Source organism: Moorena sp. SIO4E2, from assembly GCF_010671945.1.
GTDB lineage: Bacteria > Cyanobacteriota > Cyanobacteriia > Cyanobacteriales > Coleofasciculaceae > Moorena > Moorena producens.
Window position 1 is genome coordinate 1 of record NZ_JAAHIE010000082.1, and the last position, 20,986, is coordinate 20,986.

A 20,986-nucleotide genomic window follows, 5' to 3' on the forward strand; every position below is an offset into this window, starting at 1 on the left:
AGTGATGGCCAGGGCAAACGCATCTAATTTTTTTTGACAAATGACCAAGATTATGTATTGAGGATTTAACAGGGTGTAAGCTGTCTAAATAAGTAGTGATAGCCAAATCGCTTATTAGAGCTGATTCGTAAACTCGCTGTAATCCTTGTAGGATAAGGCTTGCGCTCAAATAGAACAATTGAACTATTTAATACCCAAAAGACAATCATAGCAAGGCTTTCAGACTTCTTAAGATTTACTTTACAAATCAGCTCTTAGTCTAATTAACTCAAATTACTATTAATTAATAGTTCCCCAAAAAGATTAAAATTTTAATTATGTCAAAATGATGGAAGACTAAAAATAAAATATAATTTATAGAAATACCTGACGGGGGGACAGAGCGGGTATAGCCATTGTTTAGCAAGGGATACAGCAGATGAAGCAAAAAAAAGATAGGTCAAATATAGTAACCCTGACCTATCTACCAAAAATGATAGCGTGCGCCATACCATAAAATCCTACGGTGCGTCTTGCATTTCGAGGAAACCTCGAAACTACGCACCGAAAAAATAAGCTGCATTACACCAGGTATTTGTTCCTGACCTTAGTCGTTGCCAGCCTACAATTGCTCAGACATGTCAAACTAGAAGTGTTAGCTGAAGCCCTGCCGTTAGCTATTTTGTTTGAGAGTCGCCCTTCAGAAATTACCAGTTCAATATCGTTTCAATCTGGTTTCCCTGTGTAAGTGCTCTGGTAGAAGAGATGTTTAAGCCGAACGATAGGATATATTTGGCGTATGACCGCACCAGTTGGGGGGTGATTAATATCTTGATGGTTAGCGTGATCTATGATCATCGTGCCTGGCCGATTTACATCGGAGTTCTTGGATAAAAAAGGCAGCAGTAATTTTGATGAGCAAACAGCTGTTTTGGGAAAAAGTCTTGGGTTACTCTCCAACTATAGGGTGGTGGTGTTAGGGAACCTTGGCCTTTCGGCCACGCTACGCGAACGGTGCGTCTTGCATTTCTCAGACATAAACCTTGGAGAGGGGAGCCTTATTTCATATAACTTAAAAGTATTACCCATAACCTGTCGCTATAAAGGCCGGAGACGAAACCTTCAACAGGGTCGCCTTTATGGGGGAAACGGTTTAGCATAAAAGGGTTGAGTCTTTGTGATAAGGCGACCCTGTTCTACGGTAACTTCAAACACTCTGTTACGGTAACTTTAAATAGTGGATTCTATTGTGTTATCACCATATTTGCTATCGTGACCAAGACCCACGCGGTGCGACCCCGGTCGGGTTTCCCGACGCAGGAAGTTACCGTAGAACAGGGTAGCCTTATTAAAAAGACTTAAACCTATGACTCACAGACTGCCAACTATAAAGGCTACCCTGTTCAAGGTTTCATCGTTGACCTAGGGAACGCGCACCAAGAGAAATGAATCATTATTCCTCATGGCTCTGCTGTTAATAAATTTAAGCCACTTAATAGTTTGACTTGATGAAAACCTTGGCTCCATAACAGCTTGCGTGATTTCGGTCACTATTGTTGAATAAGCGCGGAAATAATGCTAATTTAGCCTTGCCTATTTTTTGGCTTTTATTAATACTTTTTATTAAGTCAACGAACAAATTATAAAACACCATTGGATTGCTAACTTTGCTCGCCTTATAAAAAGTCGATATGTCTACCTCTATGCCACGCACATTCAAACCCTTGACTAAACTAATCATACTATTTTGAATATTATATAGCACAAATTATAACCATTTTAACAAAAATAGTTGCAATCATGGGCGAATTAAATTCGCCAACGGAAAGCGCACCTTTAGGAAAGTATTGAGGACTGGATAATCATCATTAGGTAATTTACCTACGTATCTTTTGACGATTTTTTGAAAATTATATATCATTGAAGCAACATTATTAAATTTTAATTTAGCCTCTATTTTATAAAATTATATGCTATTTGTATAGGTTTTTAACTATCATTCAACATTTCTGAACTAAGCCATGTTCGACTATCTACTCTCAGCGTTAGAAAGACTAAATAAATTACTAGAGCAAGCAGTAATAACAGCACAAGCTGTCTACGGTTCTCAAGCAGCTACTGACCCTTATCGAGGTCTTCGTATTGATCGCGATCAGGTCAAACAACTCCTAGATCGTGAACCAGGGATACCTTTGTTTGCAGTAGATGCAGAAAAAACTGAGTCTGATCAGACTAACAATACACCATTAAACTGGCTGAAACAGACTTTTGGTTTGTCTGAATTTGATTTAGACGTGATTCTGATTGCCCTGGCTCCAGAAATTGATTTAAGTTACGAGCGTCTGTATGCCTATCTTCAGGATGATGTCACTCGCAGGCGACCTAGTATTGATTTAGCCTTAAATTTACTATGTCCCTCTGCTGAAGCCAAACTGTTGCAACGAGTTCATTTTGCTCCTGATGCACCCTTAATCAAACATGGCTTACTTCATTTAATTCCTGACCCTCATCAGGTTAAGCCACCAATATTATCCTATTATCTCAAGCTAGATGATCAAGTTATCCATTTTCTGTTAAAACAAAAGAGTCTTGAACCGCGTTTAGAATCTTGGTGTCAATTGATAGATAGTCCTGCGGTTGAGGACAAGTTACCGATTAGGGATGACATTAAACACATACTTCCTAAGCTAGTCAAACACGCTCAAAATACCAGCCAGCCTCTACATCTGTATTTCTCTGGTTTACATTCTACTGAAAAACGCCGTGGAGCGATCGCCCTTGCCGCTCAACTGAACAAGCAGTTATTAATTGCGGATTTAGCTCAAGCTTTAGCAATTAAGGAAGAGTTTGACCAACTGCTAAAATTGTTATTCCGTGAAGCCTGTTTTCACGATGCTATCCTCTATCTAGAAAGTCTGGAAAGTTGGGATGCACTACAGACCAAAGAGCAGCATCTGTTATATAAAAGCTTACTTGACAGACTAACTGAGGCGAAAGGTGTGGTGATATTATCTGGAATACAGTCGTGGGTGCCAAAGTTGACCAATCTCCAGGGTGTGATTACTGTACCTTTTGCTACACCGGATTTTTACCAACGGCGCGTTTACTGGCAAGCTAGTTTAGAAACTAAAGGAATTGTACTTAGCGATCGCGACTTGGATACCCTAGCCAATCGTTTTACCTTGAGTTCAGCCCAAATAGCAGGAGCAGTGACAACTGCTTGTAATCAGGCTTTGTGGCGTGCTGCTGCCGAATTTGAAGAATTGCCATTAAACAGTACAATTAAGCCAACCCTAAATGACTTATTAGCAGCGGCTCGTGACCAATCTGGTAACAATTTAACTGAATTAGCCCGCAAACTTAACCTTAAGTATAGTTGGCAAGACATTATCTTACCCGCCGATCAACTTGCTCAGCTCAAAGAAATTTGTAATCAAGCCAAGTATCGTCATATTGTCTATGAAAAATGGGGCTTTCACCGCAAGCTGTCCATTGGCAAAGGATTAAATGTACTATTTTCAGGTCCACCAGGCACAGGTAAGACCATGGCGGCGGAAGTGATTGCTAATGAACTACAGCTTGAGCTATACAAAATTGATTTATCCCAGGTTGTCAGTAAGTACATTGGCGAGACTGAGAAAAATTTGAACCGCATTTTTATGGCTGCCGAAACAGCTAACGCTATCCTTCTGTTTGACGAGGCAGATGCTCTGTTTGGCAAACGCTCTGAAGTTCGAGATGCTCATGACCGCTACGCCAATATTGAAGTTGGGTATCTGTTGCAGAAGATGGAGGAATATGAGGGGATATCAATTTTGACAACAAATTTGCGCCAAAATTTAGACGAGGCATTTGTGCGTAGGTTAGCCTTTACAGTTCACTTTCCCTCACCAGATGAAGCTAGTCGTCGGCGCATTTGGGAGGGGATTTGGACTGAGGAAATCCCCTTGTCAGCAGATCTAGATTTTGAGTTTTTGGCACGGCAGTTCAAATTGAGTGGAGGGAATATTAAAAATATTGCCCTAGCAGCAGCTTTTCTAGCGGCTGAAGCAGGTAGTGCAGTGATGATGGAACATCTGTTACAGGGAACTCGGCGGGAGTATCAGAAGATGGGTAAGGTATGGAGTGATGGAATGCGATCGCTTAAATAATCCGGCCACGGTCAGTAGTGAGCCAGTTTTACACTAACGACTTACCTAGTGCGATTGTAAGCATTCAGCCGTTGGCCTTTGGCCAAGGCTGATAGCTGAATGCTTACGTGCTATTTACCTGATTAAGCCACAAGTATAATACTGTAATCCTTAGGCGATCGCGAACATATTATTGATCAAGTTATTTCTCTTTATTACTGTTATCTTATTTCTAGAATTATTTTAGCTTCCAAAAGAAGCTAAATTCAATTCCCAGACTGACGCCCTAATTCATACACACCACAGCTCATACAAGCAATAATCCCGATACTGATTGCCCAACTGTGTCCGAGGCTAATTTCCACGGCGTAGTTACAAACTGCACCAATGACTAAAAAAGGCAAAATGCTGACAATTGACGCATAGAAAGCGTTTTGAGATTCTCTGACCTTACGGGTTCGTTCAAATTCCTGAGCCGAGATGTAAAAGAATCCCTCAGCAAAGTTAAACCAGCGGTTCAATTGCTCCATAATCCATTGCCTCAAGGACGAGAGGCTTAAATATAGCGCTAGAGACCACAAAGATGCTCCTGCGATCGCTGTAGTATCCACCTCGAATCGGAAGGGCAAAAATTCAGTCAGCATCAGTTCACGGATAGGGTAGGCTGGGGCAAGTTCATGACTAAGTTAACCAACATTTAACATCTCTATTTGAGTTGATCGCTTTAGTGTTAACGGTTAACGGTAGACACGCGCACAGTAGACACGCGCACAAAGGTTAGTCAAAGGTCAACCCTTAACAAAAAATCTAATCCTTAAATTGTGCAAGTTAAATGTGTATTAGCCTCTTGAGGTATCTTAACAAAACTCAAGATTTTGATAAATACCTAAAACAACCCAAACACCCTGCTGATGGTAGGTGATCTGGAGGGATATAATTGACAATCAAACCGCTAAATCCTTCGCGTAGCGTCGGCTTTGGCGAAGATTACAGCAGGGGATTCTTAAGAGCATAAAACTCTTACTGGCTGATTCAAACAGCCTCTACACCCTCCGATAAAATCATCGGGCTTACTTGTATGTTTTTTTTATGGTTCATGTTTCTAGCAGAGGCTTTTCAGCTTGCACAAGAACCGGTGCTTTTTTCTGCGTAGGAGACGCTACGCGAAAGAGCGCATTAAATCAATTTATGCCAGATTTATACTAGCTAAAATTATCAAGAATCGCAATCAACTTGATCTTCAATTCCCAAGGGGCTGTGTGGGTCACCTGCGTCCGCACTTTATACGCCCCATCTCCCGCACTTGTCTTTGGGCTATAACGGGAGTCCCCAAGGAGTTGAATGATGGAAAGACCCCTAACTAGCTAAAGCCAGACTAGAACTAATGCGCAGTGGTTATTTATCAAGGCTTCTAATTTTCGCTGGACTGAGTTTAACAAGTTCAATCGGTTTAAGTACCCATTCGAGTTTCCCCAGCCAGCCAGTAACTGCATCAGAACCTCCCTCAACCTTGGTAGCCGGAGTAAGAAGTTTTGCCAAAGGGGGTTCCTTTCCCGTAGAAAACTTCCGGGGCTACACCTCTGGCTTCGGTTACCGACCCTCTCCTAGAGGTTCTGGATGGGAATTCCACCGAGGTTTAGACATAGCTGCCCCTGAAGGAAGCTATATCCGTAACTGGTGGAGTGGTAAAGTAATTAAAATTTCTGATGGTACTGCTTGCGGCACCTCAATAACTATCCAATCGGGCAAGTGGCAGCACATCTACTGTCACATGAAAGGATACGCAGTTAAAAATGGAGGTACTCGCTATTTAATTGACAACTCCGGTGGGATTCGGATCAAGGAAGGCCAACTGTTGCCTTCTGGAGCCAGAATCGGTCGAGTAGGGATGACTGGTCGTACCACTGGTCCTCATCTGCACTGGGGATTGAAGTATGGCAAGCAATATGTTGACCCAGCCCAGGTGCTGCGTGCAATGTATAAAACACGAGCTTGATTGGGACAAATGCTAATGGTTAATGGCCATTAACCATTAACCATTAACCATTAACATGTTTCAAACATGCATGCCTTTGATCGTTTAACTAGAAACTACGAAACTACCAATTGTTCCTTGCACATCTGGGTGTGTTCTTCTACAATTTTGCGTAACTGGTCTCCTTCGATAGTTTCTTGATCTATCAACAGGTCTACTAATCGGTCAATGATTACCCGATTTTCCCGGACTAACTGACGAGCATGGCCATGGCAATGCTGCACAATTGTGCGAACTTGGGCATCAATGTGGGCAGCAATTTTCTCTGAGTACTCAGCCCTATTAATCACATTACCCCCTAGAAAGACTTCTCCCCCTGGATCTTCTAAGGACAGAGGACCCAAATCACTCATTCCAAAGCGGGTTACCATCTGCCGTGCTCGCGAGGTAACTTGTCGCAAGTCCCCAACAGCACCAGTAGTCACTTCAGCCTCACCAAAAATTTCTTCTTCTGCCGCTCTACCCCCTAAAGCAGCAGTAATTTGGGCTTTGAGTTGAGCCCGAGTAATCAAACCTTGCTCTTCATCAGGAATATACCAGGTCAAACCACGGGCTTGCCCTCGGGGAATTAGGGTTACTTTCTGTACCGGGTCGTGATCCGGTAGGAGGGTAGAAATTACAGCATGTCCTACTTCATGGTAGGCAATTAATCGCTTATTCTTGCTGTCCACTAGAGGAGTGCCTTCCATCCCAGCTACCACCCGGTCAATAGCATCATTGATTTCGAGCATAGTAATGGCATCTTTGCGGCGGCGGGCAGTCAGGATTGCCGCTTCGTTGAGTAGGTTGGCTAAGTCAGCACCAGTAAACCCAGGGGTACGCTTAGCAACAGTTTCTAGACAAACCTCAGGGTCAATCTTTTTGTTGCGAGCGTGGACTTCCAGAATGTTATTCCTGCCTTTGTAGTCAGGGTAATCCACAATAACTTGTCTGTCAAAGCGTCCAGGACGTAATAGTGCAGCATCCAGGACATCTGGGCGATTAGTGGCAGCAATAATAATAATACCTGTGTTGCCTTCAAACCCATCCATTTCCGTGAGCAATTGGTTAAGGGTTTGCTCCCGTTCATCGTTTCCACCGCCAATTCCTGCTCCCCGTTGCCGTCCTACCGCATCAATTTCATCAATGAAGACCAAGCAAGGGGCATTTTCTTTGGCTTTTCTGAACAAGTCACGGACACGGGAGGCACCAACGCCCACAAACATTTCCACGAATTCGGAACCAGAGATGCTAAAGAAGGGAACTCCTGCTTCACCAGCGATCGCTTTGGCTAAGAGAGTTTTACCAGTTCCTGGAGGACCCACTAGCAGCACACCTTTCGGGATCCGTGCTCCAACAGCAGTAAAGCGTTCTGGTTGTTTGAGGAATGTGACAACTTCTTGCAATTCCTGTTTAGCTTCTTGAATACCTGCTACATCATCAAAGAGAACCCCGGTTTTGGCTTCCATCTGAAACCGTGCTCGGGATTTGCCAAAGTTTAAGGCTTGACCAGAATTACTCGCAGAGCGTCGCAGGATCATCATCAAGCCTGCTAGTAACAACAGAATGAAAAATAAGTTGGCAATTAGACCTAAAGCGGCTGAGTTATCCGCAGAGCGCCTAATTTCAGTGGGAACATTCTGTTGACGGAGTTCCTTGAGTAGCAAGGAGTTTTGATCGAACAAAGCAACTCGTTGAGGAGGTTCATTCTCATTGGACCCCTCTAAGCTAACTTTAGCAATCTTAGTGGCTTCATCGATTTCTATTTTAGTGACGTCCCCATTTTTAACTTTCTTTAATAGCTCACTATAGGTTAGAGATTTCTCTTGTTTAAGCTGTGCTTGGGCTGGGGTACCCAGTATCACCCCTTGCCAAAGGAGCAAACTGGCAGCAATACGCCAGAATTTGACTAACTTGCGCTTTTCCTGGGGTTCCTGTAATCTAACCTCAGGATTTGCCAGCGGCTGTGGAGAGGTGTTTACCTCTGCATTACCCATCCATGCTCTCATCCAGAAACGTTTCTTCATGGCTGTTTGCTCTTTGGTCTTGCCTTGACTCAACTCCTGGGTAAACCTAGTTAGGCTTCAATGAATTCACGCCCTTGAGTTGAAATTTCTTTCACTTTCTAGTCTAGCTCCCTAAAATCCGGCTTTAGCTGTAAGAAACTCATCTGAAGTCCGCTAGCATCGGTAACCTGCTCTTGCCTAGATGGGGTTTGCAAACCTCACCCTGTTTTTTTCTTAATCCTCTCTGCTGTAGATACCTTGCCTGGAACATCTCTACAAATGGTAACCATACAACTGGACACGAGATCACTAGTTGACCTTGTACTTTTGAGAGTCAACCATCAACCGTCAACATTCAACAAACATCTGATCAATTACACCGAAGTGGATGTCTTTATTTCTTCTACCTGATCTGAGGGGGTTGGCGGAACCTGGGGGATTTCCATTGGTACATCTTCCTGTTGGAGATCCTCTAGGGTAGTGACAAAATCTCTAATCCCTTGAAATTTTCCATAGACGGAAGCAAAGCGTACATAAGCCACTTCACTCTCCGAACGTAGGTAGCGCAAGACTAACTCACCAATTTCGTGACTGATGACTTCCCGACCAAATCGCTGTTGTAATTCTGCTTCAATCTCATCAACCAATGCTTCCAGGCGTTTTTGGAGAATGCCGGTTTTTTCACAAGCACGTACAATTCCCCGTAACAACTTGGAACGGTCAAATGATTCCCGCTTGCCATCCCGCTTGAGCACAGTTATTGGCACAAATTCGATCCGCTCATATGTCGTGAAGCGATGTTTGCATCCCAAACACTCCCGACGTCGCCTCACACTTTTCCCTGCCTCAGTAGAACGAGACTCAAGAACGCGGCTCTCGGTGTGGTGACAAGAGGGGCATCGCATAAGATAATTTTGTTTTCTTGCTGAGTGGACTGATTGGCGGCAGATATTTGGAACGCCCTAAGAGTCGATACTGTCAAAATAACAATTATATGGAAGGTGAGCCGATATAGACCTATCAACTTCCCTATATCCTATAGGGTCATGCACAGGGTATTGCGGCTCAGAGCATCCACAGAACTGTTGAATTTCGATCTGAGTAAATCGAGGTAAACTACTTACCAATCTTAGGCGGTTCCCGAAAAGCAATGGCAAAAAATAGGGTGCCTAGGGCTAAGGTCAAGATTAAGATATAAGCAACTGATTCCATAGCTATAATTGTTGGTTATCTTCTCACTTACCAGTCTACCTTGCATAGACCACAGAAATAGCCAAAAGGCAAAAGAAAAATTTCTTTTCTTCTGCCTTTTGCTTTTAAGTCAAACTGTGATAAGAGATATTTAACCTCTAGATAGGCTCTGTCCTACGGGTACTCTTATCACCAAGCTTCTGGAAGAAGCCCCACTCGACTTGCTCTTCCTCTAGGTCAGGATCGACACCAGCAAACACATCTCGATAGAGGGTGCGTGAGCCATGCCAGATGTGCCCAAAGAAGAACAACAGAGCAAAGACAGCATGACCAAAGGTGAACCAACCCCGAGTACTAGTGCGGAATACACCATCAGAGTTTAAGGTTTCACGGTCAAATTCAAAGCCCTCACCCAGCTGAGCAGTACGAGCGTATTGCTTCACATCGAATGGGTCAGTAAAGGTTTGACCATCAAGAACTCCACCGTAGAAGCTAACTGTGACACCAGCTTGCTCGAAACTATACCTAGATTCAGCCCGTCGGAAAGGTATGTCCGCACGAACTACACCATTAGCATCGGTCAAAATGATAGGGAAGGTTTCAAAGAAGTTCGGCATCCGACGAACGGTCAGATCCCGACCTTCACTGTCTGTGAACACCGCATGACCTAGCCAACCTTCAGCAATTCCATCCCCTTTGTCCATCGGACCTGTGCGGAACAAACCACCTTTGGCAGGGGAGTTGCCTACATAGTCATAGAATGCCAGCTTCTCTGGAATTGATGACCAAGCTTCTGACAAGCTAGCACCATCAGCCAATTCAGCTTGTACCCGTTGGTTAATTTCCTGTTGGAAATAACCCTGATCCCACTGATAGCGAGTTGGACCAAACAGTTCAATTGGGGTGGCAGCACTGCCGTACCACATGGTGCCTGCTACTACAAACGCAGCAAAAAATACAGCCGCGATACTGCTGGAGAGTACCGTTTCGATATTCCCCATCCGTAGAGCTTTAAACAATCGCTCTGGTGGTCGTACTGTTAAGTGGAATAAACCGGCAATAACCCCAACAACACCAGCAGCGATATGGTGAGCGACAATACCTCCAGGGTTATAGGGGTTAAAGCCTGCTGGTCCCCATTCTGGTGCGATGGGTTGAACACTACCAGTGAGACCATAGGCATCAGATACCCACATCCCAGGACCCCAAAGCCCAGTCAAGTGAAAGGCACCAAAGCCAAAGCAGAGTAAACCAGATAAGAACAGGTGAATGCCAAAAATTTTTGGCAAATCGAGAGCTGGGTCGCCACTCCGTGGGTCTCTGAACACATCTAAATCCCAGTAAACCCAGTGCCATACGGCAGCCAGGAACAATAAACCAGAAAGGATAATATGAGTTGCAGCGACACCTTCAAAAGACCATAAGCCTGCATTGGTTACGGTTTCACCAGTGATACTCCAGCCCCCCCAGGAATCGGTGACCCCTATACGAGCCATAAAGGGCATGACGAACATCCCCTGACGCCACATCGGGTTAAGGACCGGGTCACTCGGATCAAAAATTGCCAATTCGTACAGGGCCATTGAACCAGCCCAGCCTGCCACCAGGGCTGTATGCATCAAGTGCACAGCTAGCAGACGTCCTGGATCATTCAGGACGACCGTGTGTACTCGGTACCAGGGTAGTCCCATTGACTACGCTCCTCCTAATATAGAGTTTTTACTTCGACGCTTCTTTTGATCAGTATGTTAGAAATCGCCTTGAAATCTCCCCCGCTTCAAACACAGAGGATTCTAAGAGTCACGTTGTTCGAGGGGTTAAAAACCTAATCTGACAACGCTTACGGTATGATTTCTTTAATTTGACACTGTTTGGAGAGCTTTCAAGCTCTCCGACCGACCTTGGTTAGGTGTGAACCTAACTGTATCGCTACTTGGGTAGCCACCCTAGATTTTGCCATTGGCAACTTAGGTAGGACAAAGTATGTATGAAACTAAAGTTTGTTTAAAGAAGTGTAACTATTGTTAGAGCCGATTGCAAGCGAACGGTCATGTTCTCAGCTTAGGGTCGGAAGCCTAAAACCAGCTATATTGCGCAAATTTCCCTTGTATTTGCCTAAATTAAAGCAATATAGCTTCTAAAATCTAAAAATTTTCAAATTCAGTCCGGTAGCCTCTTGACTAATTAGCAATAGTCGGACACAAATCAAAATGAAAAAGGTATGTTGAAAGGAAAAAGGCATAAGCATAGGACTTATGGCAAGTTGAGTTCAAACCATATCACCTAAAGCACTTAAGAGGGCAGGGGGAATAGGGGGAAGAGTCCAGAGTTGGGGAAAGCTGGGGCTAAAAGGGTTAGTAAACAGCTAGAGAAAATGTCGCAGAGTCTACCAAAAACTCTTATTATTTGTTAGACTTAAATTAGGGTAACACCGACAGGGATTATTATGTAACTTAAATTAAAGCCGAAAACCAAGGGTTTAATAGTTGCGGTTACATCCCGGTGTTAGACTTTTTTGACATTTTTATGGCGCTCGCGGGATATTCCCGAGAGCTTTGGGAGATACCCCCTGGATGCTATTGCATCTTGCCTTGGCGAGCCTTGGTCTATCTTGGTAGACTTTGGTAGCTAAAAAGTATCGGGATATAATTGGTTGTATTACTCATCCAGTTGTAGTTGCGAGCCAAGAAATTCGCCACGATCACAGCATCAGTGCGGGGGTTAGTGGACAGTATCAAAAACTTGTCCAATATCTACCATAAACTGCCAATCATTGGTAGTATTGACCGATGAGTTGAGTCCTACTTCGTAAGGCGGTCGAACTTACGGGATTATCCAAAAATAAATTGAGGAAGTACGCAGATAATGGCACAATTGATTCACTCACAACAGAAGGGGGGCATAGATTGTTTGACGTTGAAAACTACATCAAGCAATCAAAACCCAAGCATGATTACACAATCTGCTACTGTCGGGTCAGCTCAACAAAACAACGAGATGACCTTGACAGGGAAATCGCCTATATGCACTCACTCCCAGACTGCGAAATCATCAAGGACATCGGATCGGGGCTTAATTTCAAAAGATTTGGGCTTAAAACCATACTGGATAGACTTATGCGAGGAGATCAATTCACGCTTATTGTTGCCTGTAGAGACAGACTCGCCCGGTTTGGGTTTGAACTTGTACAGTACCTGGTCGAATCCAACGGTGGAAAAATCGTGGTTCTCGACAACCATGAAAGTTGCCTACACTCAGAGCTGGTCGCGGATCTTCTCTCCATTGTTCACCTCTTCAGCTGTCGAGTCCATTGACTCAGGAAGTACGGTAAAAAAATCAAAGAAGATCAAGATTTACCTTGATAAAAGCCAGAAACAGATGGTTAATCAATGGCTTGGAGTTTCCCGTTATGTTTTTAATAAGACCGTCGAGATACTTCAAGATGGCTCAGTAAAGGCTAACTGGAAACGGATCAAGACTGAGATTCTTAACAATCTCCCTGAGTGGTGCAAGGCAGTGCCTTATCAAATTAAGTCTATAGCGATTAAGGATGCCTGTACCGCCATCAGGGAAGCCAAGAAAAAATACCAGAAAACTGGGCAGGTCAATCGAGTTCGGTTTAGGTCTCGCAAAAACCCCGTCCAGTCTTGTTATATTCCTAAATCGGCTGTTACAGCTATTGGTATTTATCGCACAAAATTAGGCGAGTTAAGCTTTACTGAATCGCTACCAGATCACATTTGTGATTGTCGATTAACTAGCACCAACGGGAACTATTATCTAGTAGTTCCCTACAAAGCAGCCCCAAAAAAAGCCGAGAATCAAGGTAGGGTGGTTGCGCTCGATCCCGGTGTGAGAACCTTTTTGACATTCTTCAGCGAAAACTCTGTAGGGAAGATTGGTGAAGGAGATTTCTCTGGCATCCAACGCCTATGTGCTCACCTAGACAAGTTGGTTGGTAAAATCAGCTTTTCTAAAGGAAAGCAAAAGCGAAGAATGAAAAAAGCTGCCAGAAGAATGACTATCAAGATACAGAATCTAGTCAATGAACTGCATCACAAGGCGGCCAGGTTTTTGGTTGACAACTTTGATGTGATTTTACTCCCTACGTTCGAGACATCCCAGATGTCAAAACGTGGGAGTCGCAAGATTCACTCAAAGACTGTTCGCAATCTGATGAACTTGGCTCACTACAGGTTCAAGCAGTTCCTCAAGCACAAAGCTTTCGAGACTGGAAAGCAAGTCCTGGATGTGTGCGAAGCCTACACCAGCAAAACTGTCAGTTGGACAGGTGAGCTGGTCAAGATTGGTAGCAGCAAAATTATCAAATCAAAAGTTGATGGTCAGAGAATGGATCGAGATCTAAATGGCGCTCGTGGAATATTTATACGAGCTTTGGTAGATACACCCTGGATGAGAAATCATCTTGCATTGGCGGGCTAATATTTGCTTTTGGTAGATATTGGTAGCTAAAAAGTATCGGCTATTGATATGCAACTCGGTATTACGCTCCAATCCTATGGCTAGGGTTTTTTGATTAACTGCTAACCCAAGCTATAGCTTTGATCACAAATCGCAATCAAAAGTATTATTTCCTCATATTCCCTATCCTCACCCTCTTCACCCTCTTCTTCCTTGTCCCCTCGTGCCTTTTCCCTGTACCAGTTAACCTTTGCCCCCTACCATGATTTCAGTATTTGTCATGGCTAAGCGTTCGATAACTTGCTCAGCAGTGATCAAGCGTTTTAGGACAACTTGACCAATAGTTTTTGCTGACTCAGGTGAGGTGTTAGGCATGGGTTTGACTTCAACCATAACCACAAGGTCTTCAACCTGATAGAGCCACAATTTTTCTCCTTGCTCTAGGATAGAAAGGTTCATTTGCTTAATTTCTGGCAGGCGTCGCCAAGCGTTTTCGTTCCAAAGACCTCCAAACTCCCAAACGCGCCCGACTATCCAGCCTTCCGATAAAAAGAAATATTTCACGTTGCTCTTCGCTAATCCTGCTCTATATTTCTATTTTCCACTCAAATTGAATTTTTCAGCTTAAATTGACGATTTAATTCAAATTTTATGCAACAACTGCAATTGGTGAATTTCAGGACTTACGCACCAAGCTTGGGGTGCATCTCATCTTTGTAAAAAAGAAGGGAAGTGCCGGAAGTGTCGGAAGCGTGGGGATTTTAGGGAGGGTGGGTAGTGTAGGCAGTTTGGGAATTTTATTAGAATTTTTGTTTAATTGCAAAAATGAGATGCACCCCCAAGCTTGTCGGTTAAGACTAGGTGTGGGGTGTAGTGGAAATTTATAGAATTTGACAAAATCATCAGTATATGATTTACAGCAGTCAGCTAAGGCGCTACAGATGGTGCTACTTGAGCTGCTATCAGCTATCAGCTATCAGCCAATTTCTGATCAAGATCAGGGAGTTATCCTTAAAGGAGGTATTGATATTTTTGTTCTCAAAGGTTAATTTTAGGTAAGCATATGCTTACAAAGCATTTTTACTTGACCATAGTTTTTTTATGTAGCTGCTTTGGGGATCAATTGATGTGTAAAATAATCGATAATCCAGATAAAAAAAAGGACAATAAAAGCCAATCCAATTCTTATATAACCTGGCTTTATACAACCTATTGGATTGGCTATATATAGACTCCAAGCTTGATATGACAAGCATTTAGTCCTGCACAATCACCTCATGACGCGCCGTTTACCGAAAAGATCCAGTAATGGCCGTCGGCTTCAGTTCCCAAATAAGGCTGATCCATACGGCAATCAACGAGTTTAATCTTACCCTCAGATTGCAACTGTTTGTAGTAACCCTCAAAGTCGTAGGTGTTGTAATACGTTGTTTTGGTACTCATGATAATAGTTCCTCCTGGCTTTGTGACCTGTGCTAACCATTTCAGAGATTGAGGTTCAACAAAGTCCAGGGCAAACACACCACAGCAGAGGGTTAGGTCATACTGTCCATGCATAAAAAATGGCAGTGGATGCTTTAAATCAACCCATCCAATTAAGGTTTGGTAGGCTCCAGTTTTATGGGCTTCTACAATCATGCCCTGGGATAAATCTGTCCCATCAATATGCCGAAAACCCTGCTCCTGTAAGCCTTTGCCAACCAACCCTGAGCCGCATCCCACATCAATGACCTTAAAATCAGGATTTGTTGGATTGATCAACACTTTGCCACTGTTGACTATTTCCATCAGATAACGAACGATGTATTCTGGCCCATCGTAGTTTCTGGCTGCAACATCTCGGTTGTAGTCCGGTGCCCATTGATCATAGCGTTCTTGGTGAGTCTGCATAACGGTAGACCTGCTTATCTAGAGAACAATCAAAATTGGTATCAAACATCCCTATTGCTTAACTGGGATCAGTCTTTGAGCTTTTGTCGTATTAAACAATGGACTCTCCATAATCAATTCACCCTCTTCCTTACAGACATCTAGGGCAAAAGTAGTGAAAAAGCCGTAGCCCAAAATGTCGATAAAGGGTTTAAGTTTTTGAACCCTATCTAAATCATAGGTTGAATCTGCTGCGATAAATCTCATCACAAAGGCTCTTCTCCTATTAATGGGACCCTCGGTCAATAGACAAGTCCGATGCATCACCTCCTTGTCAAACAAAAGTGCATCGCCTAATTCAAAGTCATCCGTTTCAGCCTGAGTTCTGAGAATTGTATCAACCTCAGGTGAGTTAACCATCAAAGATTCTAAACGCCCCATTTCCTCTTTCGATGGAGCTGCATCTTGTGCTTGCAAGCCTTGTACATAAGAAGAAAGGATTAATGCATAGTCATAAAGAAATCTTCCAGAAAATTTTTCCTTTGAGACATAGCTCATCCCTCCTGCTTGTGCATTTGTATCTATCTTGGTTAAGGGAATCCAAAGGGTACAGCCAAAATCTTCTAATTGCTGGCAGGCAAAACTCAACATATCGGCGTGCCACTCGAATCCTGAATTGGTGTTTTTCTCTATTTCATAGGCCATGTGTTGAGTATAGAATAACGAGCATTCGCAAAGCTTCGCGAATGTTGATTGAAATAGAGGATGCTGAATTATTTCGATATCTTCATTGTTTTCCATATCAAATTTATACTTTGAAAATGCATCTTCATAGGCTATTTTTGCATCTTCAAGCTCCTGTTCTAAGATTCCATCAAGACATTTTATTGCCTCTGGTGCCAGAAATAATTTCAGCTTGAAAAATCATTTTTTTTGAAAATTTGCAATATCTTGCTCTGTTAATTTTAATGATGAAGTAATCATTTTTGTTTCTGTTTAAATTAAAAAAAACCATCAATATATTACAAAGATTGAGAGGGATAGTCAATCATTTTTACCATTAGGTAAAGTTAATTATTATTACGATTGAAAAATGGATCTGATTGCTCACTGAGGCTTCTAGGAAGGGACTTGAGTGTGGGTTGCTGCTTCTCTACCCGCGATTCGCCCAAAAACCAGACATTCCGTGATGGCACACCCCCCTAGACGGCAGGCTCCGTGAATACCGCCTGTGACTTCTCCTGCGGCATACAGCCCGATAATCGGGCGATCGCCTTTCCCCAGAACCCGCCCGCGAACATCAATTTTAAGGCCTCCCATAGTGTAATGCACTTTAGGCCATAATCGAACGCCATAAAAGGGGGAACTCAAGGGCTTGGCATAATCCCGTATAAATTTACCAAACTCTGGGTCTTGATGCTGTTCCACAAAGGAGTTATATCGACTGATGGTTTGGTTGAGTTTCTCTAAGGGAATCTGATACGTGCTTGCTAAAGACGATAGGGTCTCAAATTTTTTCACCACGCCTCGATCTAAATCAGGTTCGATATCAATGCCAGAATTTTGCATTCCCGCAGCATCGGCAATGCCAATACAAGGATGACCAATTTCTAACAACTTATCTGTCCACCGTTTACGATCAGCCAGTTCATTAATAAAGCGTTTTCCAGTAGCTGGATCAAGCGCTAATCCATAGGCTAGCACCGTATAGCTAGCAAAGAGTGGAGCAATGCCATAGCCTGTTTCATCTGGAGAGACCCAGGGAGCAAGCTGAATCTGATCCAAATCGAGGCACTGGGCACCAATTCTGATGGCTTCTACCAAGGCTTCTGCGCTGGTATTGGGGACATTGGTGTGATCCAGATTGGGGGGGAGATGGGGAGCGTATTGCTGCCGAAAACCGGTATCTCCGGAGAAGCCCCCTGTTGCTAAAACGACTCCCTGGTTAACGTTAATCTGCTGGATCGGAGCTGATGGCTTGGTTGTTTGCACTTCTACTCCTGTGAGGATCGGATGGGTATCTCTCTGGGAGTTTACCAGTAATTTGCTCAGGCGAGTTTGGGTTCTAATTTCGACCCCGAGTTGCTTGGCTTTAGTCAACAGTGCAGTGATCATGGCGGCACCTGACACGTCTTCTGGTGTGTGGTTGCGAGGTACAGAGTGGCCACCATACTGATCCACTCGATCCTTGAATTTCACACCAAGTTCATTCGTGAGCCACTCAAAAGTGGGGTAGGATTGCTCGATCACCTGTTGAACCAAGCGCGGATTGTTTCTCTGTTGTCCTGCCTGGCACATATCTGATTTCAACAGGCTGAAAGAGTCTTGGATGCCTTCTCTGGCTTGAATCGGAGAACCCACAACGGTCACAGTTCCTCCACTAACAACTGAGTTACCGCCGAGGCTGTTTTCCTTCTCCAAGACAATGACTGATGCGCCAGCTTGGGACGCGGAGATCGCCGCACTCAGACCAGCAAAGCCACTCCCTACCACTACAACATCAGCGATCGCGTTACTAGTATCAGCCATATCATTCACTTGCTCTCAATATATGACTTTTGCCCAAGGTTTTTTGCTCCATGACTTGCATTGACTGCCCCACTCTTTCTGCCTGGCTGCTGTAGGGATAGTTCTGATCCCAGCACATAGCCTGCTAGCCGGGTTAAACCAGTTTCAATTTGATGGCCAGGGCAGGCAAAATTTAATCGCAAAAAGGCATGATCGTGCTCATGAAAATCAATGCCAGGAGTGGAACTCAGAGCATAATTCTGAGCCAGATGCAGCGATAATTCCATGGCATCTTGTTCTGCCTCTGCCACATCTACTAGCGCAAAAAAGCCAGCTTGAGGGTGAGTTCGCAGTTTTAATCCAAGGCGTTTGGCTGTGCGCTCAAACAGCAACCAATTGTAGCGCAACAGATATCGGTGTTTGCTCACCAATTCATCCCAGTGTTGTATCAGGTTCTCCGCAATCAGTTGGCTGGGTAAACTGGTACACATATTGAGAACGGCTTTGACGTTGGTCATCAATTCCACCTGTGATTCAGGCACAATCAAATATCCTACGCGGACACCAGCAATTGCCAAGGATTTGGATAGACTGCTAATTATCAGATGACGGTCAGAAAAACCAATGGCACTGGGAATGGGTTCATCGTTGAGGGGTAAAGCTTGGTAGACTTCATCAAAAATAACGGGAACACCTAAATTAGCGATCGCTTCTAGCTGATGGTCTTGCAAAAATGTACCGTATGGATTGCTGGGTGAATTGATCACAATTGCTTTGGTTCTATTGGAGATCTGGTGTGGCAATTGTTCAATATCAATGCAATAGTCATCTCCCATGGGAGCTAAACGACAATTGACCCCAAAAATCTTGGCTAATACGTTGTAAGCTGGATAGCAAGCTTCAGATAGGATGATTTCATCTCCCTTATTCAGTAGCATTGCAAATGCAAGGGTCAACGCACCAGAAGCACCGTTCGTAATGCAGACCCGATCTGGGGAGAGATCGTAATCAAATTTTTCCTGATAGTAGCGGCAGATGGCTTGACGCAAACTGTTAATACCATTGATATTGCCGTACCCGACGTGGTGACCGAGCAGCACACTATCGAGATTGACATCCACGTGATCAAATGGGTTAAAGGAAGATATTCCCTTACCAAAATTGATAGGTTCCAGTCCTTGGTGATTGGCGCGATCAAAAACCTCCATAATGATGTCCATTGCCAGGGGCGGACATGATACGTCACTTTCATGCATTACGATCATTTTTATCTTTTTAAGCTTACTTTTCAATTGGTGTGATCAATACTGTAGGAATAACTTCTATGTTCAACAGAATAAAACTCATTGTTTTCTGTTGTGTACCACAGTTAGAGTCATTTATTGATCCTAAATCTGGTTCTCATAACTCCTTTTTTCATCCTCCATGATCAAACACTCTAGCCTAGCTGCCTTCTACCTCCTGCCTGAACTCAATTTTTAGTGGGTATTCACAACCAGATTTGAAATAACAAGGTTCAGCAATCTATCATCAGGTCTAAAACTGAATCAATGTTTTTATGATTCTGACGTGGAAGTTTTTCGACTTTTTCATTAAGAGTATCTGGATATTTTTCCAGCAATTGATCACACCAAACCGGATCAATATTTTTTCCAGCGAGCAATCGATAACGTTGACGTGTCAACGAATCTGGGTGCCTCAAAGACAAATGCTTTTGGCAAAAATCCGTGACTTCGGCTTGAATCGACTGCCCTGAGGATTGCAAATCGTGGTTAGCCAGATACCCACCTAATGGCGTGTTCCCTCCGGCTAAGCCAAAGCCATTTAACGTCACATCAATCCAATCACATCCCTGGGCAAAGGCTTGGTTAGAGTTCTCAATCGCATATCCCAAAGTATCGTGGGCATGAAACCCTAACGATTGTGGGCAAATCTCTCTGACTAATGCCATCATGGCGTTAACCTGATCAGGATAAAGTGCGCCTCTAGAATCAGCTAGGTAGACAATATCCACGTTTTTCGATGGGGCAATCGTTCTGAGCAGACACTCAATTTCCGCCAGTGAATAGGATGAAACACAGATCAGATTTAAACTGATTTTGAGATGGCTGGATTGTTTTTTAAGATGATTAGCGATTTCTAATGCCTTGTCAACCAGATCAGCGGTACAGGGCATCCGCAGCAACGAGATCTGGTCTAACTTGTCAGCTACTGCTGCCTGCCAGTTATCCTCGGCTGGATTGAGCATACAGACTAAAGACATCTCAGGATATAACTGCTGAATCTCTGCTAAAAACTCTTTTGGGCAACCATTCACTGGAGATGTACTTCTTTCGGGTGTGCGTAGAAAACCCACCTCAACTTGACTCAATCCCTGATCCCGTAAAAAATTCAATATGCTTTTGCTTTCTTCTAATGAAAATTGCCACCGATTTAAATAGCCCCCATCCCTTAGGGTTACGTCTAGAATGTTACTGACTGCAATCCTTCGCCCTAGACATTGAGGTAATTGTAAGCTTTGCATCTGTTATTATTGTTCCTTTAACTAGCTCCAGCATGAGCAAGCACTACCTCTATAAAATTATTGAATTATCCAGGTAGACTTCAACGGGTGCATCTCATATTTTAAAATGTTGCTAGTGGTGCTTTAGGGGGGCTCGCCGTCATTTTCAGCCTAGTAGCCAGCCTTTGGAAAGGCTGCCCCGTAACGCACCACGGGGTCAAACACCAAAAATGATATGGGTGCGGCTCTTTTAAAAGTACGGTAGACTAGATCTCAGTAAAACTGACAAATTAGTCAGAGTAATAGTTTGAGTCAATACCTCCTGGTGGGTGACCAGCTGAAAAAGTCAGCAGTAGTTCAGGAA

18 protein-coding genes are annotated in these 20,986 nt (G+C 43.6%); 7 read left to right on the forward strand and 11 right to left on the reverse strand.

What is annotated here, in order from left to right:
- Positions 1 to 505: 505 nt before the first annotated feature.
- From F6K37_RS11850 to F6K37_RS11860, 3 genes are all read left to right on the forward strand, one after another.
- The gene (locus F6K37_RS11850; RefSeq protein ID WP_075873662.1) at positions 506 to 727 is read left to right on the forward strand and encodes a hypothetical protein; all 222 of its coding nucleotides are present in this window, start codon (positions 506 to 508) and stop codon (positions 725 to 727) included.
- A 111-nt stretch (positions 728 to 838) separates the two neighbouring features.
- Positions 839 to 1,141, forward strand: coding sequence for a hypothetical protein (locus F6K37_RS11855; RefSeq protein WP_143764196.1), 303 nt, complete (start codon positions 839 to 841; stop codon positions 1,139 to 1,141).
- Positions 1,142 to 2,000: 859 nt separating this feature from the next.
- Positions 2,001 to 4,130, forward strand: a complete 2,130-nt coding sequence (locus F6K37_RS11860) for an AAA family ATPase (protein WP_287250334.1) — start codon at positions 2,001 to 2,003, stop codon at positions 4,128 to 4,130.
- Positions 4,131 to 4,375: 245 nt separating this feature from the next.
- Here F6K37_RS11860 and F6K37_RS11865 read toward each other — a convergent pair whose 3' ends face one another.
- Positions 4,376 to 4,753 carry a hypothetical protein gene (locus F6K37_RS11865; RefSeq protein ID WP_044492400.1) on the reverse strand — a complete coding sequence of 126 codons (378 nt, stop codon included), beginning with the start codon at positions 4,751 to 4,753 and terminating at the stop codon, positions 4,376 to 4,378.
- Positions 4,754 to 5,493: 740 nt separating this feature from the next.
- Between F6K37_RS11865 and F6K37_RS11870 the strand changes: the two genes are divergently transcribed.
- Entirely contained in the window at positions 5,494 to 6,105 is a 612-nt protein-coding gene (locus F6K37_RS11870) for a M23 family metallopeptidase (RefSeq protein WP_008180846.1), read from the forward strand.
- Between the two features lie 95 nt (positions 6,106 to 6,200).
- Here the strand turns inward: F6K37_RS11870 and ftsH are convergent, their stop codons facing one another.
- The 4 genes from ftsH to psbB all read right to left on the reverse strand — a co-directional run bounded on the left by ftsH (position 6,201) and on the right by psbB (position 11,011).
- Positions 6,201 to 8,150 (reverse strand): ATP-dependent zinc metalloprotease FtsH, encoded by a 1,950-nt coding sequence (gene ftsH, locus F6K37_RS11875; RefSeq protein ID WP_287250337.1) that lies wholly within the window; start codon positions 8,148 to 8,150, stop codon positions 6,201 to 6,203.
- Between the two features lie 353 nt (positions 8,151 to 8,503).
- Positions 8,504 to 9,034: a transcriptional regulator NrdR gene (gene nrdR, locus F6K37_RS11880; protein WP_287250339.1), complete on the reverse strand. Its 531-nt coding sequence runs from the start codon at positions 9,032 to 9,034 to the stop codon at positions 8,504 to 8,506.
- Between the two features lie 211 nt (positions 9,035 to 9,245).
- Positions 9,246 to 9,341 carry a photosystem II reaction center protein T gene (locus F6K37_RS11885; RefSeq protein ID WP_008180851.1) on the reverse strand — a complete coding sequence of 32 codons (96 nt, stop codon included), beginning with the start codon at positions 9,339 to 9,341 and terminating at the stop codon, positions 9,246 to 9,248.
- 137 nt (positions 9,342 to 9,478) lie between these two features.
- Positions 9,479 to 11,011 (reverse strand): photosystem II chlorophyll-binding protein CP47, encoded by a 1,533-nt coding sequence (psbB, locus tag F6K37_RS11890; protein WP_287250341.1) that lies wholly within the window; start codon positions 11,009 to 11,011, stop codon positions 9,479 to 9,481.
- 1,155 nt (positions 11,012 to 12,166) lie between these two features.
- On the opposite strand from psbB, the gene F6K37_RS11895 reads away from it, so the two are divergent.
- Together F6K37_RS11895 and F6K37_RS11900 are read left to right on the forward strand one after the other, a co-directional pair.
- Positions 12,167 to 12,634, forward strand: a complete 468-nt coding sequence (locus F6K37_RS11895; RefSeq protein ID WP_229414350.1) for an IS607 family transposase — start codon at positions 12,167 to 12,169, stop codon at positions 12,632 to 12,634.
- Entirely contained in the window at positions 12,558 to 13,763 is a 1,206-nt protein-coding gene (locus F6K37_RS11900; RefSeq protein WP_008180859.1) for an RNA-guided endonuclease InsQ/TnpB family protein, read from the forward strand. The genes F6K37_RS11895 and F6K37_RS11900 overlap by 77 nt, the downstream gene beginning before the upstream one ends.
- 222 nt (positions 13,764 to 13,985) lie before the next feature.
- Here F6K37_RS11900 and F6K37_RS11905 read toward each other — a convergent pair whose 3' ends face one another.
- Entirely contained in the window at positions 13,986 to 14,306 is a 321-nt protein-coding gene (locus F6K37_RS11905) for a hypothetical protein (RefSeq protein ID WP_008180860.1), read from the reverse strand.
- A 326-nt stretch (positions 14,307 to 14,632) separates the two neighbouring features.
- Between F6K37_RS11905 and F6K37_RS11910 the strand changes: the two genes are divergently transcribed.
- Positions 14,633 to 14,791: a hypothetical protein gene (locus F6K37_RS11910; RefSeq protein ID WP_154659698.1), complete on the forward strand. Its 159-nt coding sequence runs from the start codon at positions 14,633 to 14,635 to the stop codon at positions 14,789 to 14,791.
- Between the two features lie 226 nt (positions 14,792 to 15,017).
- Here the strand turns inward: F6K37_RS11910 and F6K37_RS11915 are convergent, their stop codons facing one another.
- From F6K37_RS11915 to F6K37_RS11935, 5 genes are all read right to left on the reverse strand, one after another.
- The gene (locus F6K37_RS11915; RefSeq protein WP_287250347.1) at positions 15,018 to 15,632 is read right to left on the reverse strand and encodes a class I SAM-dependent DNA methyltransferase; all 615 of its coding nucleotides are present in this window, start codon (positions 15,630 to 15,632) and stop codon (positions 15,018 to 15,020) included.
- Positions 15,633 to 15,683: 51 nt separating this feature from the next.
- Positions 15,684 to 16,412, reverse strand: coding sequence for a phytanoyl-CoA dioxygenase family protein (locus F6K37_RS11920; RefSeq protein WP_287250349.1), 729 nt, complete (start codon positions 16,410 to 16,412; stop codon positions 15,684 to 15,686).
- A 318-nt stretch (positions 16,413 to 16,730) separates the two neighbouring features.
- The gene (locus tag F6K37_RS11925) at positions 16,731 to 18,140 is read right to left on the reverse strand and encodes a flavocytochrome c (RefSeq protein WP_287250352.1); all 1,410 of its coding nucleotides are present in this window, start codon (positions 18,138 to 18,140) and stop codon (positions 16,731 to 16,733) included.
- A gap of 5 nt (positions 18,141 to 18,145) precedes the next feature.
- Complete coding sequence (locus tag F6K37_RS11930) at positions 18,146 to 19,384, reverse strand: pyridoxal phosphate-dependent aminotransferase (RefSeq protein WP_287250355.1); 1,239 nt, start codon at positions 19,382 to 19,384, stop codon at positions 18,146 to 18,148.
- A 251-nt stretch (positions 19,385 to 19,635) separates the two neighbouring features.
- Positions 19,636 to 20,643: a hydroxymethylglutaryl-CoA lyase-like TIM-barrel protein gene (locus tag F6K37_RS11935; protein WP_287250357.1), complete on the reverse strand. Its 1,008-nt coding sequence runs from the start codon at positions 20,641 to 20,643 to the stop codon at positions 19,636 to 19,638.
- Positions 20,644 to 20,986 lie beyond the last annotated feature (343 nt).